Below are 20,327 nucleotides of genomic sequence, written 5' to 3' on the forward strand. Positions count from 1 at the left end.
TCAGTGTGCGTCCTTCAAGCGATCTGAGCACCGCAGGTCCGTCGGCCAAACGAGTGGCGGTGCTGTCGGTGCACACCTCACCGCTGGCCCAACCGGGCACCGGGGATGCCGGCGGGATGAACGTCTACGTGCTGCAGACGGCCCTTGAGATGGCGCGGCGCGGTGTCGAGGTGGAGATCTTCACCCGGGCCACCTCGTCGACGGACGAACCCGTCGTGCGGGTGGCCCCCGGGGTGCTGGTGCGCAACGTGGTCGCCGGACCGTTCGAAGGCCTGGACAAGACGGATCTGCCGACGCAGCTGTGCGCGTTCACGGCCGGAGTGCTGCGGGCCGAGGCCAACCATGAACCCGGCTACTACGACATCGTGCACTCGCATTATTGGCTGTCCGGGCAGGTCGGCTGGCTCGCCAGGGATCGCTGGGCCGTGCCGCTGGTGCACACCGCGCACACGCTGGCCGCGGTGAAGAATGCGGCGCTGGCGCAGGGCGACGTCCCGGAGCCCGCCATGCGTGCGATCGGCGAACAACAGGTGGTCGACGAGGCCGACCGTCTCATCGTCAACACCGAAATCGAAGCAGAGCAACTGGTTTCGCTGCATCACGCGGATCGGGCGCAGATCGACGTCGTGCACCCCGGCGTCGATCTCGGCGTCTTCACCCCGGGGGACAAGTCCGCCGCGCGGGCCGCGGTCGGGCTGGACCCGGCCGAACGGATCGTGGCGTTCGTGGGCCGGATCCAGCCGTTGAAGGCGCCCGATGTGCTGCTGCGTGCGGCGGCGAGGGTGGCGGAGGGCAGGAGCGAAGCGACCGGGGAAGGTGGACGCCTGCGCGTGGTGGTGGCCGGCGGACCGTCCGGATCCGGTCTGGCGGCTCCCGACGGTTTGATCCGGCTGGCCGACGAACTCGGTATCGCCGACCGCATCACCTTCCTGCCGCCGCAGTCCCGCGAACAGCTCGTCGATGTCTACCGGGCGGCCGACCTGGTCGCGGTGCCGAGCTATTCCGAATCCTTCGGGCTGGTCGCGGTCGAGGCGCAGGCCTGCGGCACGCCCGTGGTGGCCGCCGCGGTCGGTGGTCTGCCGGTGGCGGTCCGTGACGGTGTCACCGGCACGCTGGTCGACGGGCACGACCCGCAGGACTGGGCGACCGCCATCGACGCACTGTTGGCCGGCGGGCCGGAGCGGATGCGTGCCGCCGCCATCGCCCATGCCGCCACGTTCTCCTGGGCGCATTCCGTCGACGCCCTGCTGGCCAGCTACGGGCGGGCGATCGGTGACTACCGCGCGCGGCACCCGCACCGCGACGGCGCGGCACGGCGCAGCGGCCGGCGGTTCACGATGCGCAGGGGGGTGCGGGCATGACCGAAGTCGAGCGCGAGCGAGGACCGCAGCGAGTGGGAGACGAGTATTGAGTAGCGTGCAACAGCTCATCGAGGCGACGCTGCAGGAGCACGAGCTCGAGTACACCCACCACAAGGGCAGCCACGGCGGGTTGCCCGGCCTGGTGGTCGCGTTGCCGGGGGAACGGCGGCTCAAGACGAACACCATCCTGAGCATCGGTGAGCACTCGGTGCGGGTCGAGGCGTTCGTCTGCCGCAAGCCGGACGAGAACTTCGAAGCCGTGTACCGGTTCCTGCTCAAGCGCAACCGCCGGCTCTACGGCGTGGCCTACACCCTGGACAACCTCGGCGATATCTACCTGGTGGGCCGGATGGCACTGGAATCCGTCACCGCCGATGAGCTCGACCGGGTGCTGGGTCAAGTCCTCGAAGCCGTCGACTCCGACTTCAACACCTTGCTGGAGTTGGGTTTTCGCTCGTCCATCGAGAAGGAGTGGGAGTGGCGGGTGGCCCGCGGCGAGTCGCTGAAGAACCTGCAGGCTTTCGCTCATCTCATCGACGATGACGGTGACTGACCCGCTGTGACAGGATGAGCGACATGGCGAACCTGATCCTGCTGCGCCACGGCGAGAGCCAGTGGAACGAGAAGAACCTGTTCACCGGATGGGTCGATGTCGACCTCACCGACAAGGGTCGGGCCCAGGCGGTGCGTGGCGGCGAGCTGATCGCCGAGCAGGGTGTCCTCCCGGACGTGCTGTACACCTCGCTGCTGCGCCGGGCCATCATCACCGCCAACCTCGCGCTGGAGGCCGCCGACCGGCTGTGGATCCCCGTGCACCGCGACTGGCGCCTCAACGAGCGGCACTACGGCGCGCTGCAGGGTCTGGACAAGGCCGAGACGCTGGCCAAGTACGGCGAGGAGCAGTTCATGGCCTGGCGGCGCAGCTACGACACGCCGCCGCCGCCCATCGAGAAGGGCAGCGAGTTCAGCCAGGATGCCGACCCGCGCTACGCCGATATCGGTGGCGGGCCGCTGACCGAATGCCTGGCCGATGTGGTGGCGCGGTTCGTCCCGTACTACGAGCAGGCCATCGTGCCCGACCTGTTGGCCGGCAAGACCGTGCTGATCGTCGCGCACGGCAATTCACTTCGTGCCCTGGTCAAGTACCTGGACGGGATGTCCGACGCCGATATCGTCGGCCTGAACATCCCGACCGGCATCCCGCTGCTCTACGAGCTGGACGCGGACCTCAAGCCGACGGTGCCCGGCGGACGGTACCTGGACCCGGAGGCCGCGGCAGCGGGTGCCGCCGCGGTGGCTGCGCAGGGTGCCAAGAAGTAATCCGGCAAATAGCCGGTTAACTCAGGTGAACGCGGGCCGAACTCCTGTGTTTGCTTGTGTGACTTGTCCCGATTTGGCCTCACGCTGCTGGGATGGCGTTCACCGGATGCGTACGATTTCCGCGTGAGTGTGGCCTCCGTGCTGCTGCTGACAGCAGCCGTGTCGCTGCTCGCGCTCGGAGTCGGCGTGGCGGCGGGAGCCGTCATCTCCCGGGTGCGGCAGCAACGGCGTGCACGTCGTGAGGCGGAGCAGGGCGGCATCACCGTGTCCCAGATGCTCAGTCATGTGGTGGGGCTTTCGCCGATGGGCATCGTCGTGGTCGACGCGTTCCGCGATGTCGTCTACATGAACGAGCAGGCGGCCGAACTGGGCCTGGTACGTGACCGGTTGCTCGACGAACGCGCCTGGCAGGCCGTGCAACGCTGCCTGTCCAGCGGCGACGATGTCGATATCGACCTGTCGCCCCGCAAACGCACCCCCACCGGACGATCCGGCCTGTCGGTGCGTGGTCACGTGCGGCTGCTCACCGAGGAAGACCGGCGCTTCGCCGTCGTGTTCGTCGGGGATCAGTCCGAGCAGGCGCGGATGGAGGCCACCCGGCGGGACTTCGTCGCCAACGTCAGCCATGAGCTCAAGACCCCGGTGGGCGCCATGGGGGTGCTCGCCGAGGCGCTGCAGGCGTCCGCCGACGACCCCGAGACCGTGCGCCGGTTCGCCGACAAGATGCTCGTCGAATCCCACCGGCTGGCCAGCATGGTGGGCGAACTGATCGAACTGTCCCGGTTGCAGGGCGCCGAACCCCTGCCCGACCTGGAGGTCGTCGAAGTCGACACCGTCGTCTCGGAGGCGCTGTCCCGGCACAAGGTGTCCGCCGATATGGCCGATATCGCCATCACCACCGACGCGCCGACCGGTTACCGCGTCCTGGGCGACCAGGGTCTGCTGGTGACCGCCATCGCGAACCTGGTGTCCAATGCGATCGCGTACTCCCCGCACGGCTCGGGTGTGTCGATCAGCCGGCGCAGGCGCGGTAACGATATCGAGATCGCCGTCACCGATCGCGGTATCGGCATCGCCCGCGCCGATCAGGAGCGGGTCTTCGAACGGTTCTTCCGGGTGGACAAGGCGCGATCGCGGGCCACCGGAGGCACCGGTCTGGGGCTGGCGATCGTCAAGCATGTCGCCGCCAACCACAACGGCACCATCCGGCTGTGGAGTCAGCCGGGCACCGGCTCGACGTTCACCCTGTCGATTCCCGCATACCCCGACACCGACGACGACTCGTACGAACGAGATCACCGAGAGGATTAGCAATACCGATGACCAGTGTCCTGATCGTAGAAGACGAAGAATCCCTGGCCGATCCGTTGGCCTTTCTGCTGCGCAAGGAGGGGTTCGAGGCCACGGTGGTCTCCGACGGCCCGTCGGCTCTCGCGGAGTTCGAGCGGGTGGGCGCGGATATCGTCCTGCTGGACCTGATGCTGCCGGGGATGAGTGGCACCGATGTCTGTAAGCAGCTGCGCTCCCGGTCCAGCGTGCCGGTCATCATGGTGACCGCGCGGGACAGTGAGATCGACAAGGTGGTCGGCCTCGAGCTGGGTGCCGACGATTACGTCACCAAGCCGTACTCGGCCCGTGAGCTCATCGCCCGTATCCGCGCGGTGCTGCGGCGCGGTACCGACAACGAAGAGGCCGGGTCCGGTGACGGAGTGCTGGAGGCAGGCCCCGTCCGGATGGACGTGGAGCGCCATGTGGTCAGCGTGAACGGTGAGGCGATCACGCTTCCGCTCAAGGAGTTCGACCTGCTGGAGTACCTGATGCGCAACAGCGGCCGGGTGCTGACCCGTGGCCAGCTGATCGACCGGGTCTGGGGTGCGGACTACGTCGGTGACACCAAGACCCTCGATGTGCATGTCAAGCGGCTGCGCAGCAAGATCGAGGCCGACCCGGCGAACCCGGTGCACTTGGTGACGGTGCGTGGGCTGGGCTACAAGCTCGAAGGGTAACCGGTCCAGCAACGTGTGGACCAGCCGCCGGGCTACTCCGCGGCGCGGGTCGCGGGGTGTACCGCGATGAGCCCGAGCATGCCCCGCCGCTTGCACATGGCGGCGAGTTCCGCGTACGCCTTCTCGCCCAGCAGCTCCGTGAGCTCGGGGGCGTAGGACTGCCACACCGGTCGTGCCCCGACATGTGCCGCGGGATCGCCGGTGCAGTACCAGTGCAGGTCGGCGCCGCCTTCGCCCCAGCCGCGCCGGTCGTATTCGGTGATCGTGGTCTTGAGGATGTCGGTGCCGTCCGGTCGGGTCACCCATTCCTGGGTGCGCCGGATCGGCAGCTGCCAGCAGACCTCCGGCTTCATCGTCAGCGGTTCCACGCCCAGCTTCAGTGCCTTGCTGTGCAAGGCGCAACCGATACCACCGGCAAAGCCGGGACGATTCAGGAAGATGCAGGCGCCCTTGTACTTGCGGGTGCGCAGATTGGGTTTGCCGTCGTACTCGTCCATTTCCAGGTAGCCCTTACGGCCCAGGCCTTTGTCCCGGAACTGCCAGTCGTCGTCGGTGAGGGTCTTCACCGCATCGTCGAGACCGGCCCGGTCGTCGTCATCGGACAGGAACGCCCCGTGCGAGCAGCAACCGTCGTCGGGCCGGCCGGCCACGGTGCCCTGGCACGCCGGTGTACCGAAGACGCACGTCCATCGCGACAGCAGCCATGTCAGGTCCGCGGCGATGACGTGTTGGGGATTGTCGGGGTCGAAGAACTCCACCCATTCGCGGGCAAAGTCGAGTTCGACTTCATTCCCAAGGCTGCCTCCCAAACCGCCGACGTGCGATGTGCTCACGGAAGTAAACGGTAAACCCACTAACGTGGTGCGCGTGCGATTGGGCGTGCTGGACGTAGGCAGCAATACGGTTCACCTGTTGGTGGTGGATGCGCGCCGTGGCGGGCACCCCACGCCGATGAGTTCCACCAAGGCGGCGCTGCGGCTGGCCGAGTCGATCGACTCGTCGGGCAAGCTGACCCGCAAGGGCGCGGACAAGCTGGTGGACACCGTCACCGAGTTCGCGAGCATCGCCACCAGCTCCGGCTGCGCCGAGCTGATGGCCTTCGCCACCTCGGCGGTTCGGGATGCCACCAACTCCGAGGACGTGCTGGCCCGGGTGCAGACCGAAGCCGGGGTGTCGCTGCGGGTGCTCAGCGGCGTCGACGAATCCCGGCTGACCTTCCTGGCGGTGCGCCGCTGGTACGGCTGGAGCGCGGGCCGGATCATCAACATCGATATCGGCGGGGGCTCACTGGAGCTGTCCACCGGCGTGGACGAGGAGCCCGAGGTGGCGCTGTCCCTTCCGCTGGGCGCCGGACGGCTGACCCGGGAGTGGCTGGCCGACGATCCACCGGGCCGGCGCAAGGTTGCGGCGCTGCGCGACTGGCTGGCCACCGAGATGTCGGAGGCCGGGTCGACGATCCAGGCGGCGGGCAGCCCGGACCTGGCCGTCGCCACGTCGAAGACCTTCCGTTCGCTGGCGCGACTGACCGGCGCGGCGCCGTCGGCGGCGGGGCCGCGGGCCAAACGCACGTTGACCGCGGCGGGATTGCGGCAGCTCATAGCGTTCATCTCTAGGATGACTACGGCCGACCGAGCCGAGCTGGAGGGGGTGAGTGCCGAACGGGCGCCACAGATCGTGGCCGGCGCGCTGGTAGCTGAGGCGAGTATGCGCGCGCTGGGTATCGAGACGGTGGAGATCTGTCCCTGGGCGTTGCGAGAAGGGTTGATTCTGCGGAAACTCGACAGTGAGGCCGACGGCACAGCCTTGGTGGAGACCGCATTGTCACCAGCGTCAGGATCGGTATCCCGCGCTTCCCGGCCCAAAGGCAACACACGATGACTGAACCGAACGACACCACCAGCACCCGCCCCATCTCGGTGGCGGAGCTGCTGGCCAAGAATGGCAGCATCGGCGCTCCGTCGCCCGGCGGCCGCCGGCGGCGACGCCGCGGCAACGCCGATGCCGTCACGGTTGCCGAACTCACCGGTGAGATCCCGATCGTCAACTTCCGCACCGACGAGCACCAGGCGATCGACGCCGAGCAGGAGGCGATCGACGCGGATGTCGCCGCCGAGGCGCAGTCCGCGCTCGAACCCCAGGTCACCGAGGCCACAACCGAGGGCGCAACCGAGGCGGCCGAAACGTCCGAGACGGCAGAGACGTCCGAGGAGGCCCCCGAAGACGCCAAGGTCGCAGAAGAGCCCGCCGAGCCGCACGAGGAAACTCCGGAAAAGGCGGCCGAAGCCGACTACGAGGCGCACGTGCAGCAGCGGGCCGCCGAGTTCGAGCCGCTGGTGTTCGATCCTCGAGCCCATCGGACCCACCACGGCCTGCGGCGATCCGCGGCGCTGCCCGCGGGCGGGGCCGAGGAGATGAGCCCGGATCCGCTGATCGACGACGAGGATGTCGCCGTCGAGTCCCGCGCCGACACCGACGCCACGGCCGCACTGCCGTCCTACCTGCGCTCGTCGGCGGACACGCTCTTCGGCGGGGACACCGTCGCCGACGATGTGGCGCGCCGGCCGCGGACTCCGGGGCCGGAGAGCATCGACCTGGACGGGTCCGACGGAGCCGCGACGCTGGCGGATACGGCGGTCGTCACCGGCGACCTCGACGAGGATCTGGACGAGGAACCGGCCAAGACCCGATCGCCGTTCCTGACCGGGGTGTGGATCGTCGCGCAGAGCATCTTCGCCGTCGCGTTCGGCGCCGGTTTGTTCGTGGCCTTCGACCAGCTGTGGAAGTGGAACAACATCGTCGCCCTGGTGCTGTCGGTTCTGGTCATCCTCGGCCTGGTGGTCGGTGTGCGCGTGGTGCGCAGGACCGAGGACATCGCCAGCACGCTGATCGCGGTGGCGGTCGGGGCATTGGTGACGCTCGGACCGCTGGCCCTGCTGCAGTCCACCTGACCGGATTCCAGAAGACACAGTGCGCCCTGCCATCAAGGTCGGTCTTTCGACTGCCTCGGTGTACCCGTTGCGGACCGAGGCGGCCTTCGACTACGCCGCACGCCTGGGTTACGACGGCGTCGAGCTGATGGTGTGGGCCGAGCCGGTCAGCCAAGATATCGACGCCGTCGCTGCGCTGTCGAAGCGATACGGCATCCCGGTGCTGTCCGTGCACGCCCCCTGCCTGTTGATCTCGCAGCGCGTGTGGGGGGCCAACCCGATCTCCAAACTGGAACGCAGCGTGCGGTCCGCCGAGCAGCTGGGCGCCCAGACCGTGGTGGTGCATCCGCCCTTCCGTTGGCAGCGCCGGTACGCCGAAGGCTTCTCCGAGCAGGTCGCGGAGCTGGAGAGCAGCAGCGATGTGCTGGTCGCCGTGGAGAACATGTTCCCGTTCCGCGCCGACCGGTTCTGGGGCACCGGGGCGCCGTCGATCGAGCGGATGCGCAAACGCGGCGGCCACCCCGGACCCGGCATCTCGGCCTTCGCGCCGTCCTACGACCCCCTCGACGGGGGCCATGCGCACTACACGCTCGACCTGTCGCACAGCGCCACCGCGGGCACCGACGCCCTGGAGATGGCACAGCGGATGGGCATCGGCAGTCTGGGGGGCCTGGCGCATCTGCACCTGTGCGACGGCAGCGGTGCCTCGACCGACGAGCACCTGGTGCCGGGGCGCGGAACCCAGCCGGCGGCGGAGATCTGCCGGATGCTGGCCGCCAGCGATTTCACCGGGCACGTCATCCTTGAGGTCACGACCTCGCAGGCCCGCACCGCCGCCGACCGTGAGGCGCTGCTGGTCGAATCGTTGACCTTCGCCAGGGAGCACCTGCTGCGGTGACGGTGTTGTGACGGTGTTGTTCAGTGAGGCGATGTCGCTGACATCGGCCGGTGCCGGCGTCTACCACGGCGTGCTCGACGAGAACTGGACCATCGGGCCCAAGGTGCACGGTGGGGCCATGCTGGCGCTGTGCGCCAACGCGGCGCGGACGGAGTTCGGCCTGGCCGGTGGGGGAGAGCGCAGCGACCGGGGGATCGATACCGGCGTGGAACCGATTGCGGTATCGGGAAATTTTCTCTGGGCCCCGGATCCGGGCCCGCTGCAGGTGCACACCCTGGTGCGCAAGCGGGGGCGCCGGATCAGCCTGGTCGATGTGGAGCTGAAACAGGGGGAGCGGGTGGCCGTGCGGGCGGCGATCACCCTCGGTGTGCCCGAACGCGCTGTGCCACCGCTGCTTTCGGTGAACCCGGTGGTGCCGCTGATGACACCGGAGCCGCCGCCCGGGCTCGAGCCGATCGGGCCGGGTCATCCGATGGCCGATATCGTGCATCTCGCCCGTGGCTGCGACATCCGTCCGTCGCTGACCACCATGGCGCCGCGGGCCGACGGTGGACCGCCGGTGATCGAGTACTGGGTGCGGCCCCGGGGTGCGGCGCCGGACGTGCTGTTCGCGCTCCTGTGCGGCGATGTGTCGGCCCCGGTCACCTACGGGGTCAACCGGTTCGGTTGGGCGCCCACGGTGCAGCTGACGGCCTTTGTGCGGGCACTGCCGGCCGACGGCTGGCTGCGGGTGCTGTGCACCACCACTCAGATCGGCCAGGAGTGGTTCGACGAGGACCACATCGTGGTCGACTGCGAGGGCCGCATCGTGGTGCAGGCGCGGCAACTCGCGTTGGTGCCCAGCCAGTCCTGACCGCGGCGCCGTGCAATGCTTTGACCCGTGCCAAGGATTGCAATCATCGGCGGGGGCAGCATCGGCGAAGCGCTGCTCTCGGGTCTGCTACGAGCCGGCCGCCAGGTCAAGGATCTGGTCGTCGCGGAGAAGTTCCCGGAACGGGCCAAATATCTGGCCGACACCTATTCAGTGCTGGTCACCTCGGTGGCGGACGCCGCCGAGAACGCCACCTACGTGATCGTCGCGGTCAAACCCGCCGACGTGGACGCGGCCATCGGCGAGATCGCCGGGGCGGTCGCCAAGGCCGATGACAACAGCGAGGACCAGGTCGTCGTGAGTGTCGCGGCGGGTGTCAGCACCTCGTTCTACGAGTCCAAACTGCCGGCGGGTGCGCCGGTGATCAGGGTGATGCCCAACGCGCCGATGGTGGTCGGTGGCGGGGTGAGCGCGCTCTCGCGCGGCCGGTTCGCCACCGACGAGCACCTCAAGGAGGTGTCGGCGATCTTCCACACCGTGGGTGGGGTGCTGACGGTGCCGGAGGTCCAGCTCGACGCCGTCACCGCGGTATCGGGATCCGGTCCGGCGTATTTCTTCCTGATGGTCGAGGCCCTCGTCGACGCGGCAGTCGCGGCGGGTCTGTCGCGCGGGGTCGCCACCGATCTGGTGTCACAGACGATGGCGGGCTCGGCAGCGATGCTGCTGGACCGTCTGGACAGCGCACCAGATACCGCATTGGACACCACCGCGGCCCAGTTGCGGGCTATCGTGACCTCACCGGGTGGTACCACCGCAGCTGGGCTGCGCGAACTCGAACGCGGAGGCCTGCGGGCCGCGGTGGCCGACGCGGTCGCAGCTGCGAAAACACGCTCTGAGCAGCTAGGAATTACATCAGAGTAATTCAAGAATTTCGGACGGATTACCCCACACCCGTCGCAATAACCCCAATGGCCACGCTATTCTCCTCGTTGTATGCACGCGTTCGTGCCAACGGTGGGGAAGCCGCTGGAACTGGCCGTGCCTTAAGGATTGGGTAGCGATGACGTCAATGAACGGGCCATCGGCGCGGGATTCGGCTGGCGATGGCCAGCCTAAAGCTCAATTTTTGACCGTTGCCGAGGTGGCCAGCCTGATGCGGGTCAGCAAGATGACGGTCTACCGACTGGTGCACAACGGCGAGTTGCCGGCGGTGCGGGTCGGACGGTCGTTCCGCGTGCACGCAAAGGCGGTTCACGACCTTCTGGAGACGTCGTACTTCAGCGCAGGCTGAGGTCTCCCTGCCCATGGGGCGGGATGCGTTTTCATCATCACGGGCCTGCCCGGGTAAAGTAACCCGGTCAGTCCTTCATTCGTAGGTAGCGGAGTTCATGGGTTCAGTCATCAAGAAGCGGCGTAAGCGCATGTCGAAGAAGAAGCACCGCAAGCTGCTTCGCCGTACACGGGTTCAGCGCAGAAAACTCGGTAAGTAGCCTTCCAGTTTCTCGGTAGGCTCGCCTGAATGGATAGCCAGGGATCCGGTGATCACCGGGACGCCACCGCTGACCGCTCAGACCACCCCAAGGTGGTCCTGGTCACGGGTGCGTGCCGGTTTCTCGGTGGCTACCTGACGGCGCGCCTGGCCCAGAACCCGGCGATCGACCACGTCATCGCGGTCGACGCGATCGCTCCCAGCAAGGATTTGTTGCGCCGGATGGGGCGCGCGGAGTTCGTCCGCGCCGACATCCGGAACCCGTTCATCGCCAAGGTCATCCGAAACGGCAATGTGGACACCGTCGTGCATGCCGCGGCGGCGTCCTATGCACCGCGGGCCGGCGGTCGGGCCACTCTCAAAGAGCTCAACGTGATGGGCGCGATCCAGCTGTTCGCGGCCTGTCAGAAGGCTCCGACCGTGCGGCGGGTGGTGCTCAAGTCCACCTCTGAGGTGTACGGGGCGAGTGCGCGGGATCCGGTGCTGTTCACCGAGGACGGCAGCGCGCGGCGTCCCCTCGGGGAGGGGTTCGCCCGGGACAGCATCGATATCGAGGGGTACGCGCGTGGCCTGGCCAGGCGTCGGCCCGATATCGCGCTGACGATCCTGCGGCTGGCCAACATGATCGGCCCGGCGATGGACACCGCGCTCTCGCGGTATCTCGCCGGTCCGGTGGTGCCCTCGGTGCTCGGTCATGACGCACGACTGCAGCTCCTGCACGAGCAGGATGCCCTCGGTGTGCTGGAGCGCGCCACCATGGCGGGCCGGGCGGGCACCTTCAACGTGGGCGGTTCGGGCATCATCATGATGAGCCAGGCGATCCGCCGGTCGGGGCGGGTGGCGCTGCCGGTCCCGCGTTCGGCGCTTCAAGTCGTCGATTCACTGAGGCGCGCAACCAGTTACACTGAGCTCGATCGCGAGCAGTTGAACTACTTGAGCTATGGCCGGGTCATGGACACCGCGCGGATGCGCAACGACCTAGGTTACAGCCCCAAGTGGACCACTGTGGAGGCATTCGACGACTACGTGCGTGGCCGTGGATTGACGCCGATCATCGACCCGAAATGGGTACGCTCAATGGAGAGCCGAGCCACTGCAGTCGCGCAGCGATGGGGGCGTTAGCGGCGGTCGGGTCTGATACTCCAACTGGGGCGGGGAGAAGGTAACGACGTGGCGGGTGAATCAAAAGCGAAAGTGATTCCGCTGCATTCGAATTCGGGTCGCTCTGCGGCTGCGCAGCGCCGGGCCGCCCAGCGCGCGGACAGCGCCCGCCGGCATCCGTCCCTGCTGACCGATCCCGGTACCCGCGCCTCGGCCGAACAGATCGCCGCGGTCGTGCGGGAGATCGACCAGCACCGCGGCGTCACGCCCGGCGACGAGCAGGACGCTCCCAACGAACTGTCCAAAGCCATCACCGCTGTCGCGGATTTCGTCACCAAGCGGATGACCGGCGACTACGCCGTCGACGAGTTCGGGTTCGACCCGCACCTGACCAACGCGGTCGTAATGCCTTTACTGCGAGTGTTTTTCAAGTCGTGGTTCCGTGTTGAGGTCAGCGGGATCGAAAACCTTCCGTTGGAGGGCGCCGCCCTGATCGTGGCCAACCACGCCGGCGTATTGCCGTTCGACGGTCTGATGGCCTCGGTCGCCGTCCACGACCATCACCCGCTGCGCCGCGATCTGCGTCTGCTGGCTGCCGACCTGGTGTTCGATCTACCGGTGGTCGGCCAGGCGGCACGCAAGGCCGGCCACACCGTCGCGTGCGCCTCGGACGCGCACCGGCTGCTGGCCGCCGGTGAACTGACGGCGGTGTTCCCGGAGGGTTTCAAGGGCCTCGGCAAGCCGTTCAAGGACCGCTACAAACTGCAGCGGTTCGGCCGCGGCGGATTCGTGTCGGCGGCGCTGCGCGCGCAGGCGCCGATCGTGCCGTGCTCGATCGTCGGTTCCGAGGAGATCTATCCCAAGATCGGCGATATCAAGATGCTCGCCCGGCTGTTCGGCCTGCCGTACTTCCCGGTGACGCCGTTGTTCCCGTTGGCCGGCCCGCTCGGAGTGGTGCCGCTGCCGTCGAAATGGCATATCCAGTTCGGCGAGCCCATCTCCACCGAGGGCTACGAGGAGACGGCGGCCGAGGATCCGATGGTGACGTTCGAACTCACCGACCATGTCCGCGAGACCATCCAGCACACGCTCTACCAGCTGCTCGCCGGCCGCCGGAACACGTTCCTGGGCTGATCAGCCTTTCTGACCGGCCACCATCTTGGCGATGGCGGCGTCGCGGGCGGCGGCGATCTGCGCGCTCATCTCGTTGGCCTCGTCGATCTGTGCCTCGCCGAGCATCGTGACGATGCTGGTGGCCACGGGCGCGCCGTCGTTATCGGTCACCTCGGCCCTGACCTCGCAGATCACGGTGCCGTGCGACTCGATCACCGAGTCGAGGTAGGAGTCGAACCACAGCTTGTCGCCGACCTTGATGGGACGGTGGAAGATCAGCTTCTGGTCGCGATGCAGCACCCGTTCCAGGTTGATCGGCACGTCGAAGTTCTCGAACAACTCGAGCTGCACCCGCCGCCCGGCCACCGCCAGGAAGGTCAGTGAGGCGACGATGGTGTCGTGGCCCGCTTCGGCCGCGGCTTCCTCGGAATGGTGCGCCGGGTGGAAGTCCTGCACGGCAGTGGCGAACTCCCGGACCTTTTCCCGGCCCACCTCGAAAAAATCGGGGGAGCGGTAGTGGGTTCCGATGATGTTCTCCGCAATGCCCATGGCGGAAGAGCCTATCAGCGGCGCCGGGACGCAACCGCTGCCAGCGCCCCGCCCACCGCACCCAGGGCCAGCGCAGATGGCACGCCGATCCGGGCGGCCTTGCGTGCGGTGCGGAAGTCGCGGATCTCCCAACCACGTTCCCGAGCAACGTCGCGCAGTGCCGCGTCGGGATTGATCGCCACCGCGGTACCCACCAGGGACAGCATCGGCACATCGTTGAAGCTGTCCGAATACGCGGTGCAGCGCCGCAGGTTGAGGCCTTCCCGGATGGCCAGCGAGCGGACCGCGTGCGCCTTGCCCGGGCCGTGCAGGATATCCCCGACCAGCCGGCCGGTGAACACCCCGTCGACCGATTCGGCGACGGTGCCCAAGGCGCCGGTCAGGCCCAGCCTGCTGGCGATGGTCGCGGCCAACTCGTAGGGCGTGGCGGTGACCAGCCACACCTGTTGGCCAGCGTCCAGGTGCATCTGCGCCAGCTCACGGGTGCCGGGCCAGATCTTGTCGACGATGATCTCGTCGTAGATCTCTTCGCCGAGGGCGGCCAGTTCGGCGGTGGACCGGCCCTCGATGAAGGCCAGGGCTTTGCGCCGCCCGGCCGCGACGTCGTCGCTGTTCTCTTTGCCGGTGAACTGGAATTTGGCCTGCGCGTAGACGATTCCGAGGATGTCCTGATAGGTGAAGTACTTGCGTGCGGCCAGCCCGCGGGCGAAGTGCACCAGCGAAGAGCCGTGCACCAGGGTGTTGTCGACATCGAAGAACGCGGCCGCGGTGAGATCCGGCGGCGGCGGTGGGGGCGGGGTGAGGGCAGCTTCGGCGCTGGCTTCCCCGGCCAGCGCCTCGGCACTCTCGAACGCGCTCTCGACCCCGTCGATATCGGCGGCACCGGACTCGGACACGACACAACCCTAAGTCACGGCAGTCCAGACCCGCCGCCGATACTGGTGGCGTGGAGCATGAGGTGGTGTTGCTCACCCGGTCGGGGTGCAGCATTTGCGAACGGGCGGCGCAGACACTGGCCGCACTGGCCGACGAGTTGGGCTTCACCTGGACGGCCACCGATGTGGACCAGGCTGCCGTCGCCGGCGATCCTTCGCTGCGCAGCGAGTTCGGGGATCGGGTGCCGGTGGTGCTGCTCGACGGTGTCGAGCACAGCTACTGGGAAGTGGATGAGCAGCGGCTGCGTGCGGATCTGGAGTCCGGCGGGTTGGGGGTAGACCCGAGCTGAACCGGTACAGCAAATTTGGTAGGGGGGCTGGTAAACGGCTACTTTGGACCTGGTCCGGGCGAGCGAGGCGACGGGGAGAAACCTAGGTGATGATGCCGTGAGCGTGCTGCTATTCGGGGTCTCGCACCGAAGTGCGCCGGTATCCGTACTCGAGCAGTTGAGTACCGATGAGTCCGATCAGGCCAAGATCATCGATCAGGTGCTGCAATCCTCCCTGGTGACCGAGGCCATGGTGCTCTCGACGTGCAACCGGGTCGAGGTCTACGCGGTCGTCGAGGCGTTCCACGGTGGCTTGTCGGTGATCGGCCAGGTGCTCTCGGAGCACTCCGGGATGGGTCTGAACGACCTCACCAAGTACGCCTACGTGCGGTACGCCGAGGCCGCCGTCGAGCACCTCTTCGCGGTGACGAGCGGCCTGGACTCGCTGGTGATGGGTGAGCAGCAGGTGCTGGGCCAGGTGCGTCGGGCCTACGCCTCCGCCGAGGCCAACCACACCGTCGGCCGCACCTTGCACGAACTGTCCCAGCGCGCCCTGTCCGTCGGAAAGCGGGTGCACTCCGAGACCGGTATCGACGGCGCGGGCGCCTCGGTGGTGTCGGTATCGCTGGACATGGCCGCCAAACGCATACCCGGCGGGTTGGTCGGCACGACGGCCGTCGTGATCGGCGCCGGCTCGATGGGTGCCCTGGCCGCCAAACACCTGGTCCGGGCCGGTGTGGCGCGTATCGAGGTGGTCAACCGCTCGCTGCCGCGAGCCCGGCGCCTCGCCAACAACATCAAGGAACTCGGCGTCGAGGCACACGCGCACGTGCTCGATGACATCTCGTCGGTCCTGGTCGACGCCGATGTGGTGATGAGCAGCACCGGCGCGGTGCGTCCGGTGGTCTCCCTGGCCGATGTGCACCACGCCCTGACCCAGCGGAACACGGGAGCCACCGGGGACCGGCCGTTGGTGATCTGCGATCTGGGTATGCCGCGCGATGTCGACCTCGCCGTTGCCGGCCTCCCGGGTCTGCATGTCATCGACATGGACCGTATCCAGCGCGAACCGGCGTCCCGGGGCGCCGCCTCCGATGCCGAGGCGGCCCGTGTCATCGTCGCCAACGAGGTTGCCCAGTACCTGGCCAGCCAGCGCATGGCCGAGGTCACCCCGACGGTGACGGCGCTACGTCAGCGCGCCGCCGACGTGGTCGAGGCCGAACTGCTGAGGCTGGACAATCGGTTGCCCGGCCTCGATTCGGCCCACCGCGACGAGGTCGCCCGCACGGTCCGGCGCGTCGTCGACAAGCTCCTGCACGCCCCCACCGTGCGCGTCAAGCAACTGGCCGGTGCGCCCGGTGGCGACAGCTACGCCGAGGCGCTACGCGAGCTCTTCGAGCTCGATCCACAAGCTGTCGATGCGGTGTCGGGCGGCGAATTGCCTTTGATCGCAACCGAGAACGACAAGCCTGAGTTGTAGATTGGCCATTCGCGAAGACGCTGAGACCGTGATCCGGATCGGCACCCGGGGTAGCCTGCTGGCGACCACCCAGGCCGGCGTCATCCGCGACGCACTGATCGCGCTGGGACACCCCGCAGAGTTGGTCATCATCAGCACCGACGGCGACCGGTCGGACGCCCCCATCGCCGAGATCGGCGTCGGGGTGTTCACCGCCGCTCTGCGCGAGGCCATCGATGACGGCCGCGTGGACATGGCGGTGCACTCCTACAAGGATTTGCCGACCGCGCACGATGAACGTTTCACGATCGCGGCGATCCCGCGCCGAGAGGACCCCAGGGATGCCCTGGTGGCCCGCGACGGCCTGGTGCTGGGGGAGTTGCCGGCGGGCTCGGTGATCGGCACGTCGAGCCCGCGCCGGGCCGCGCAGCTTAGAGCACTGGGTCTCGGTTTGGAAATCCGCCCCCTACGAGGCAACCTAGACACCAGGTTGAACAGGGTAAGTAGCGGTGATCTCGACGGCGTCGTCGTCGCCCGGGCGGGTCTGGCCCGCATCGGACGGCTGGCTGATGTCTCCGAGTCCCTGGAACCGGTGCAGATGTTGCCGGCACCGGCTCAGGGCGCGCTCGCGGTGGAATGCCGCGCACGTGACACCGACCTTGCCGCGGTGCTGGCGGAGCTGGACGACGCCGACACTCGCGCAGCGGTCACCGCTGAACGAGCCCTGCTCGCCGAGCTGGAGGCGGGGTGTTCCGCGCCGGTGGGTGCGATCGCGGAAGTGGTCGAGTCCATCGATGAGGAAGGCCGGGTCTTCGAGGAGCTGTCGCTGCGCGGATGCGTGGCGGCGCTGGACGGATCCGACGTGATCCGTGCGTCCGGTATCGGGTCCCCCGAGCGGGCACGAGAGCTGGGGCTCTCGGTGGCCGCGGAGCTGTTCGAACTGGGTGCACGAGACGTGTTGGCAATTGAGCGGAGTGACAGATGACTGGGCACGCAGGGACCCGAGGCCGCAAGATCAAGCCCGGCCGCATCACCTTTGTGGGGTCCGGTCCGGGTGATCCCGGCCTGCTGACCAGCCGGGCGCGCGCGGTACTGACCAACGCCGCACTGGTGTTCACCGACCCCGACGTGCCCGATGCGGTGCTGGCGCTGGTGGGTGCCGAGCTGCCGCCACCGTCTGGACCGCAGCCCGAGGCCGCGGCTGTGACTTCTGACGGCGCCACCGAGTCGGCGCCCCCGGTCATCCCGGGTGGCCCGGATGTCCGGCCCGCGCTGGGCGATCCCGCCGAGGTCGCCAAGACCCTGGCCAACGAGGCCCGGCACGGCATGGACGTCGTACGCCTGGTGGCCGGTGATCCGCTGTCGGTGGATTCGGTCATCACCGAGGTCAACACGCTGGCCCGGACCCACCTGAACTTCGAGATCGTGCCGGGTCTGCCGGACACCACTGCGGTGCCGACCTACGCCGGTCTGCCGCTGGGCTCGTCACACACCGTCGCCGATGTGCGTGGTGACGTGGACTGGGCGGCGCTGGCCGCCGCGCCCGGCCCGCTGATCCTGCACGCCACGGCGTCGCACCTGCCCGACGCCGCGCGCACTCTCATCGAGTACGGCCTGTCCGAGGGCACACCCGCCGTCGTCACCGCGCATGGCACCACCTGCCAGCAGCATTCCGTCGAGACCACGCTTTCGGGCTTGGGGGACAAGGCAATTCAGCAGGCTGCCGAGGTCAGCGGAGGAACCCCGGGGCCGCTGTCGGGGCCGCTGGTGGTCACCATCGGCAAGACCGTGACCAACCGGGCCAAGCTGAACTGGTGGGAGAGCCGGGCCCTGTACGGCTGGACCGTGCTGGTGCCCCGGACCAAGGACCAGGCCGGCGAGATGAGCGACAAGCTGGTCGGCCACGGCGCACTTCCGGTCGAGGTGCCCACCATCGCCGTCGAGCCGCCGCGCAGCCCGGCTCAAATGGAAAGGGCCGTCAAGGGTTTGGTGGACGGCCGGTTCCAGTGGGTGGTGTTCACCTCCACCAACGCCGTGCGCGCCGTGTGGGAGAAGTTCAACGAATTCGGTCTGGACGCTCGCGCGTTCTCCGGGGTGAAGATCGCGTGTGTCGGTCAGGCCACCGCCGACCGGGTGCGTGCCTTCGGCATCAACCCCGAACTGGTGCCCGTCGGTGAGCAGTCGTCGCTCGGTCTGCTCGACGAGTTCCCGGAGTACGACGACATCTTCGACCCGGTGAACCGGGTGCTGCTGCCGCGCGCCGATATCGCCACCGAGACGCTGGCCGAGGGTCTGCGCGAGCGGGGCTGGGAGATCGAGGACGTCACCGCCTACCGGACGGTCCGAGCCGCTCCGCCGCCGGCGCACACTCGCGAGATGATCAAGACCGGTGGTTTCGACGCGGTCTGCTTCACCTCCAGCTCCACCGTGCGCAACCTGGTCGGTATCGCGGGTAAGCCGCATGCCCGCACCATCGTGGCCTGCATCGGCCCCAAGACGGCCGAAACCGCTGCCGAATTCGGTCTGCGGGTGGACGTGCAGCCGGAGACGGCCGCGGTCGGTCCGCTCGTCGAAGCGCTCGCCGAACACGCCGCCCGGTTGCGCGCCGAGGGTGCGCTACCGCCTCCGCGCAAGAAGAGTCGCCGGCGCTAACCGGCAGGATCCCGACTGTGTTTCCACGGCATAGGCCTCGCCGGCTGCGCTCCACGCCGGCGATGCGCCGACTCGTTGCGCAGACCTCCTTGGAGCCACGGCACCTGGTGCTGCCGATGTTCGTCGCCGACGGTATCGCCGAGCCGCGACCCATTTCCTCCATGCCGGGAGTGGTTCAGCACAGCCGGGATTCGCTGCGCCGAGCGGCCGCCGACGCGGTGTCGGCGGGTGTCGGTGGCCTGATGCTGTTCGGGGTGCCGCGCGATGAGGACAAGGATGCCCAGGGGTCGGTGGGTATCGACCCCGACGGTGTGTTGAATGCCGCCCTGCGCGATCTGTCCGCCGACCTGGGTGATGCCACCGTGCTGATGGCCGACACCTGCCTGGACGAGTTCACCGACCACGGTCACTGCGGCGTGCTGGACTCCGCCGGCCGGGTCGACAATGACGCCACCAATGAGCAGTACGTGAAACTCGCTGTCGCCCAGGCGCATTCAGGTGCACATGTGGTCGGTCCGAGCGGCATGATGGATGGTCAGGTGGCCGCGATCCGGGACGGGCTCGATGCCGCCGGGCATGAGGATGTCGCGATCCTGGCCTACGCCGCGAAGTTCGCGTCCGCCTTCTACGGGCCGTTCCGGGAGGCGGTGTCCTCCAGTCTGGTCGGCGACCGCCGCACCTATCAGCAGGACCCGGGCAACATCAGGGAAGCCGTGCACGAGATCGAGCTCGATATCGAGGAGGGCGCCGATATGGTGATGGTCAAGCCCGCCATGAGCTATCTCGATGTGGTGCGCGCCGCCGCGGATATCTCACCGGTGCCGGTGGCGGCGTATCAGATCTCCGGCGAGTACGCGATGATCAGCGCCGCCGCGGCCAACGGCTGGATCGACCTGCAAGCCTCGGCATTGGAGTCGCTGATCGGTATCAGGCGGGCCGGCGCCGATATCGTGTTGACCTACTGGGCGGCCGATGTCGCCGGCTGGCTGGCGTGACTCCGCCCGACCAGCCCGCCGAGCGTCCGCAAGGCCGCCAGGATGGCCGCCCGGACGATGTGATCACGGGATTCTGGCTCTGGATGACGGCCCTGCCGTTGATGGTGATCACCAACATCATCGACACGGTGACGGCGCCGACACCCAAGACGGCGGGGCTCGCCTACGCATTGACCGCGTTGTTCCTCGTGATCGTCACCGCGTTGGTGGTCACCTTCGCCCTGTTGATGCGCGCGGGCTACCGGTGGGCACGCACTCTGCTCACCGCGGGCGGCATCACCGCGGTGATGTATTCACTCACCAGTCTGTTCACGGTGGACCGCGGTACGGGAGCGGCGGTGGCCTATGCGGTCTGCGCGATCACGGGTTCGGTGCTGATCGTCGGCGGGGTGTTCTTGCTGCACCGTCGGGACAGTCACGAATATCTCACCCGCTAGGCTGG

23 protein-coding genes are annotated in these 20,327 nt (G+C 68.0%); 20 read left to right on the plus strand and 3 right to left on the minus strand.

All coding sequences use genetic code 11. From position 1 onward, the window contains the following. Positions 1–5: 5 nt before the first annotated feature. The 5 genes from mshA to regX all read left to right on the plus strand — a co-directional run bounded on the left by mshA (position 6) and on the right by regX (position 4,687). A complete protein-coding gene (gene mshA, locus FHU31_RS05470; protein WP_167156548.1) occupies positions 6–1,361 on the plus strand; it encodes a D-inositol-3-phosphate glycosyltransferase in 1,356 nt (451 codons plus the stop codon). A gap of 46 nt (positions 1,362–1,407) precedes the next feature. Next, positions 1,408–1,914 carry a type III secretion system chaperone family protein gene (locus FHU31_RS05475; protein WP_167156550.1) on the plus strand — a complete coding sequence of 169 codons (507 nt, stop codon included), beginning with the start codon at positions 1,408–1,410 and terminating at the stop codon, positions 1,912–1,914. A gap of 23 nt (positions 1,915–1,937) precedes the next feature. Then, positions 1,938–2,681, plus strand: coding sequence for a phosphoglyceromutase (locus FHU31_RS05480; protein WP_409371220.1), 744 nt, complete (start codon positions 1,938–1,940; stop codon positions 2,679–2,681). 123 nt (positions 2,682–2,804) lie between these two features. Continuing rightward, positions 2,805–3,992, plus strand: coding sequence for a sensor histidine kinase (locus FHU31_RS05485; RefSeq protein ID WP_167156554.1), 1,188 nt, complete (start codon positions 2,805–2,807; stop codon positions 3,990–3,992). 8 nt (positions 3,993–4,000) lie between these two features. Continuing rightward, the gene (gene regX / locus FHU31_RS05490) at positions 4,001–4,687 is read left to right on the plus strand and encodes a two-component sensory transduction protein RegX (RefSeq protein WP_167156556.1); all 687 of its coding nucleotides are present in this window, start codon (positions 4,001–4,003) and stop codon (positions 4,685–4,687) included. A gap of 32 nt (positions 4,688–4,719) precedes the next feature. On the opposite strand, the gene FHU31_RS05495 is transcribed toward regX, so the two are convergent. After that, a complete protein-coding gene (locus FHU31_RS05495) occupies positions 4,720–5,520 on the minus strand; it encodes a DUF3109 family protein (RefSeq protein WP_263987994.1) in 801 nt (266 codons plus the stop codon). A 34-nt stretch (positions 5,521–5,554) separates the two neighbouring features. Here FHU31_RS05495 and FHU31_RS05500 point away from each other — a divergent pair, with 34 nt between their 5' ends. The 9 genes from FHU31_RS05500 (at position 5,555) to FHU31_RS05540 (ending at position 13,047) form a co-directional block, all read left to right on the plus strand. After that, a complete protein-coding gene (locus FHU31_RS05500; RefSeq protein ID WP_167156558.1) occupies positions 5,555–6,565 on the plus strand; it encodes a Ppx/GppA family phosphatase in 1,011 nt (336 codons plus the stop codon). Continuing rightward, entirely contained in the window at positions 6,562–7,635 is a 1,074-nt protein-coding gene (locus FHU31_RS05505) for an Rv0497 family membrane protein (RefSeq protein ID WP_167156560.1), read from the plus strand. The genes FHU31_RS05500 and FHU31_RS05505 overlap by 4 nt, the downstream gene beginning before the upstream one ends. A 19-nt stretch (positions 7,636–7,654) precedes the next feature. After that, the gene (locus FHU31_RS05510) at positions 7,655–8,512 is read left to right on the plus strand and encodes a sugar phosphate isomerase/epimerase family protein (protein WP_167156561.1); all 858 of its coding nucleotides are present in this window, start codon (positions 7,655–7,657) and stop codon (positions 8,510–8,512) included. 31 nt (positions 8,513–8,543) lie between these two features. Next, positions 8,544–9,365, plus strand: a complete 822-nt coding sequence (locus FHU31_RS05515; protein ID WP_167156563.1) for a thioesterase family protein — start codon at positions 8,544–8,546, stop codon at positions 9,363–9,365. Positions 9,366–9,392: 27 nt separating this feature from the next. After that, positions 9,393–10,244: a pyrroline-5-carboxylate reductase gene (gene proC, locus FHU31_RS05520; RefSeq protein WP_167156565.1), complete on the plus strand. Its 852-nt coding sequence runs from the start codon at positions 9,393–9,395 to the stop codon at positions 10,242–10,244. Positions 10,245–10,383: 139 nt separating this feature from the next. Further along, positions 10,384–10,614, plus strand: coding sequence for a cell division/environmental response transcriptional regulator (locus FHU31_RS05525; protein WP_167156567.1), 231 nt, complete (start codon positions 10,384–10,386; stop codon positions 10,612–10,614). A 97-nt stretch (positions 10,615–10,711) separates the two neighbouring features. Beyond that, entirely contained in the window at positions 10,712–10,813 is a 102-nt protein-coding gene (locus FHU31_RS05530; protein ID WP_003402602.1) for a 30S ribosomal protein bS22, read from the plus strand. A gap of 29 nt (positions 10,814–10,842) precedes the next feature. Then, a complete protein-coding gene (locus FHU31_RS05535) occupies positions 10,843–11,934 on the plus strand; it encodes an NAD-dependent epimerase/dehydratase family protein (protein WP_167156569.1) in 1,092 nt (363 codons plus the stop codon). A gap of 48 nt (positions 11,935–11,982) precedes the next feature. Next, positions 11,983–13,047: a lysophospholipid acyltransferase family protein gene (locus FHU31_RS05540; RefSeq protein ID WP_167156571.1), complete on the plus strand. Its 1,065-nt coding sequence runs from the start codon at positions 11,983–11,985 to the stop codon at positions 13,045–13,047. On the opposite strand, the gene FHU31_RS05545 is transcribed toward FHU31_RS05540, so the two are convergent. After that, on the minus strand, positions 13,048–13,575 hold the full coding sequence (locus FHU31_RS05545; protein WP_167156572.1) for an FAS1-like dehydratase domain-containing protein: 528 nt from the start codon (positions 13,573–13,575) through the stop codon (positions 13,048–13,050). A 14-nt stretch (positions 13,576–13,589) separates the two neighbouring features. Next, a complete protein-coding gene (locus FHU31_RS05550; RefSeq protein WP_409371221.1) occupies positions 13,590–14,471 on the minus strand; it encodes an HAD family hydrolase in 882 nt (293 codons plus the stop codon). A gap of 50 nt (positions 14,472–14,521) precedes the next feature. On the opposite strand from FHU31_RS05550, the gene FHU31_RS05555 reads away from it, so the two are divergent. The 6 genes from FHU31_RS05555 to FHU31_RS05580 all read left to right on the plus strand — a co-directional run bounded on the left by FHU31_RS05555 (position 14,522) and on the right by FHU31_RS05580 (position 20,322). Then, the gene (locus FHU31_RS05555) at positions 14,522–14,800 is read left to right on the plus strand and encodes a glutaredoxin family protein (protein WP_167156574.1); all 279 of its coding nucleotides are present in this window, start codon (positions 14,522–14,524) and stop codon (positions 14,798–14,800) included. Between the two features lie 97 nt (positions 14,801–14,897). Then, the gene (locus FHU31_RS05560; RefSeq protein ID WP_167156576.1) at positions 14,898–16,259 is read left to right on the plus strand and encodes a glutamyl-tRNA reductase; all 1,362 of its coding nucleotides are present in this window, start codon (positions 14,898–14,900) and stop codon (positions 16,257–16,259) included. A gap of 28 nt (positions 16,260–16,287) precedes the next feature. Continuing rightward, positions 16,288–17,223, plus strand: a complete 936-nt coding sequence (gene hemC / locus FHU31_RS05565) for a hydroxymethylbilane synthase (RefSeq protein WP_167156578.1) — start codon at positions 16,288–16,290, stop codon at positions 17,221–17,223. After that, entirely contained in the window at positions 17,220–18,890 is a 1,671-nt protein-coding gene (locus tag FHU31_RS05570; RefSeq protein WP_167156580.1) for a bifunctional uroporphyrinogen-III C-methyltransferase/uroporphyrinogen-III synthase, read from the plus strand. Before hemC ends, FHU31_RS05570 begins: the two co-directional genes overlap by 4 nt. 62 nt (positions 18,891–18,952) lie before the next feature. Continuing rightward, on the plus strand, positions 18,953–19,885 hold the full coding sequence (hemB, locus tag FHU31_RS05575; RefSeq protein ID WP_234901299.1) for a porphobilinogen synthase: 933 nt from the start codon (positions 18,953–18,955) through the stop codon (positions 19,883–19,885). After that, positions 19,882–20,322 (plus strand): hypothetical protein, encoded by a 441-nt coding sequence (locus FHU31_RS05580; RefSeq protein WP_308206733.1) that lies wholly within the window; start codon positions 19,882–19,884, stop codon positions 20,320–20,322. Before hemB ends, FHU31_RS05580 begins: the two co-directional genes overlap by 4 nt. The last annotated feature ends 5 nt before the right edge of the window (positions 20,323–20,327 follow it).

Source organism: Mycolicibacterium fluoranthenivorans (assembly GCF_011758805.1).
GTDB classification, from domain to species: Bacteria; Actinomycetota; Actinomycetes; order Mycobacteriales; family Mycobacteriaceae; genus Mycobacterium; species Mycobacterium fluoranthenivorans.

Bases quoted from the DNA above. Each gene is read 5' to 3' on its own strand.
- FHU31_RS05480 (WP_409371220.1), top strand. From the start codon at position 1,938: ATGGCGAACCTGATCCTGCTGCGCCACGGCGAGAGCCAGTGGAACGAG.
- regX (WP_167156556.1), top strand. From the start codon at position 4,001: ATGACCAGTGTCCTGATCGTAGAAGACGAAGAATCCCTGGCCGATCCG.
- FHU31_RS05505 (WP_167156560.1), top strand. From the start codon at position 6,562: ATGACTGAACCGAACGACACCACCAGCACCCGCCCCATCTCGGTGGCG.
- FHU31_RS05515 (WP_167156563.1), top strand. From the start codon at position 8,544: ATGTCGCTGACATCGGCCGGTGCCGGCGTCTACCACGGCGTGCTCGAC.
- FHU31_RS05525 (WP_167156567.1), top strand. From the start codon at position 10,384: ATGACGTCAATGAACGGGCCATCGGCGCGGGATTCGGCTGGCGATGGC.
- FHU31_RS05530 (WP_003402602.1), top strand. From the start codon at position 10,712: ATGGGTTCAGTCATCAAGAAGCGGCGTAAGCGCATGTCGAAGAAGAAG.
- FHU31_RS05535 (WP_167156569.1), top strand. From the start codon at position 10,843: ATGGATAGCCAGGGATCCGGTGATCACCGGGACGCCACCGCTGACCGC.
- FHU31_RS05545 (WP_167156572.1), bottom strand. From the start codon at position 13,575: ATGGGCATTGCGGAGAACATCATCGGAACCCACTACCGCTCCCCCGAT.
- FHU31_RS05570 (WP_167156580.1), top strand. From the start codon at position 17,220: ATGACTGGGCACGCAGGGACCCGAGGCCGCAAGATCAAGCCCGGCCGC.
- hemB (WP_234901299.1), top strand. From the start codon at position 18,953: ATGCGCCGACTCGTTGCGCAGACCTCCTTGGAGCCACGGCACCTGGTG.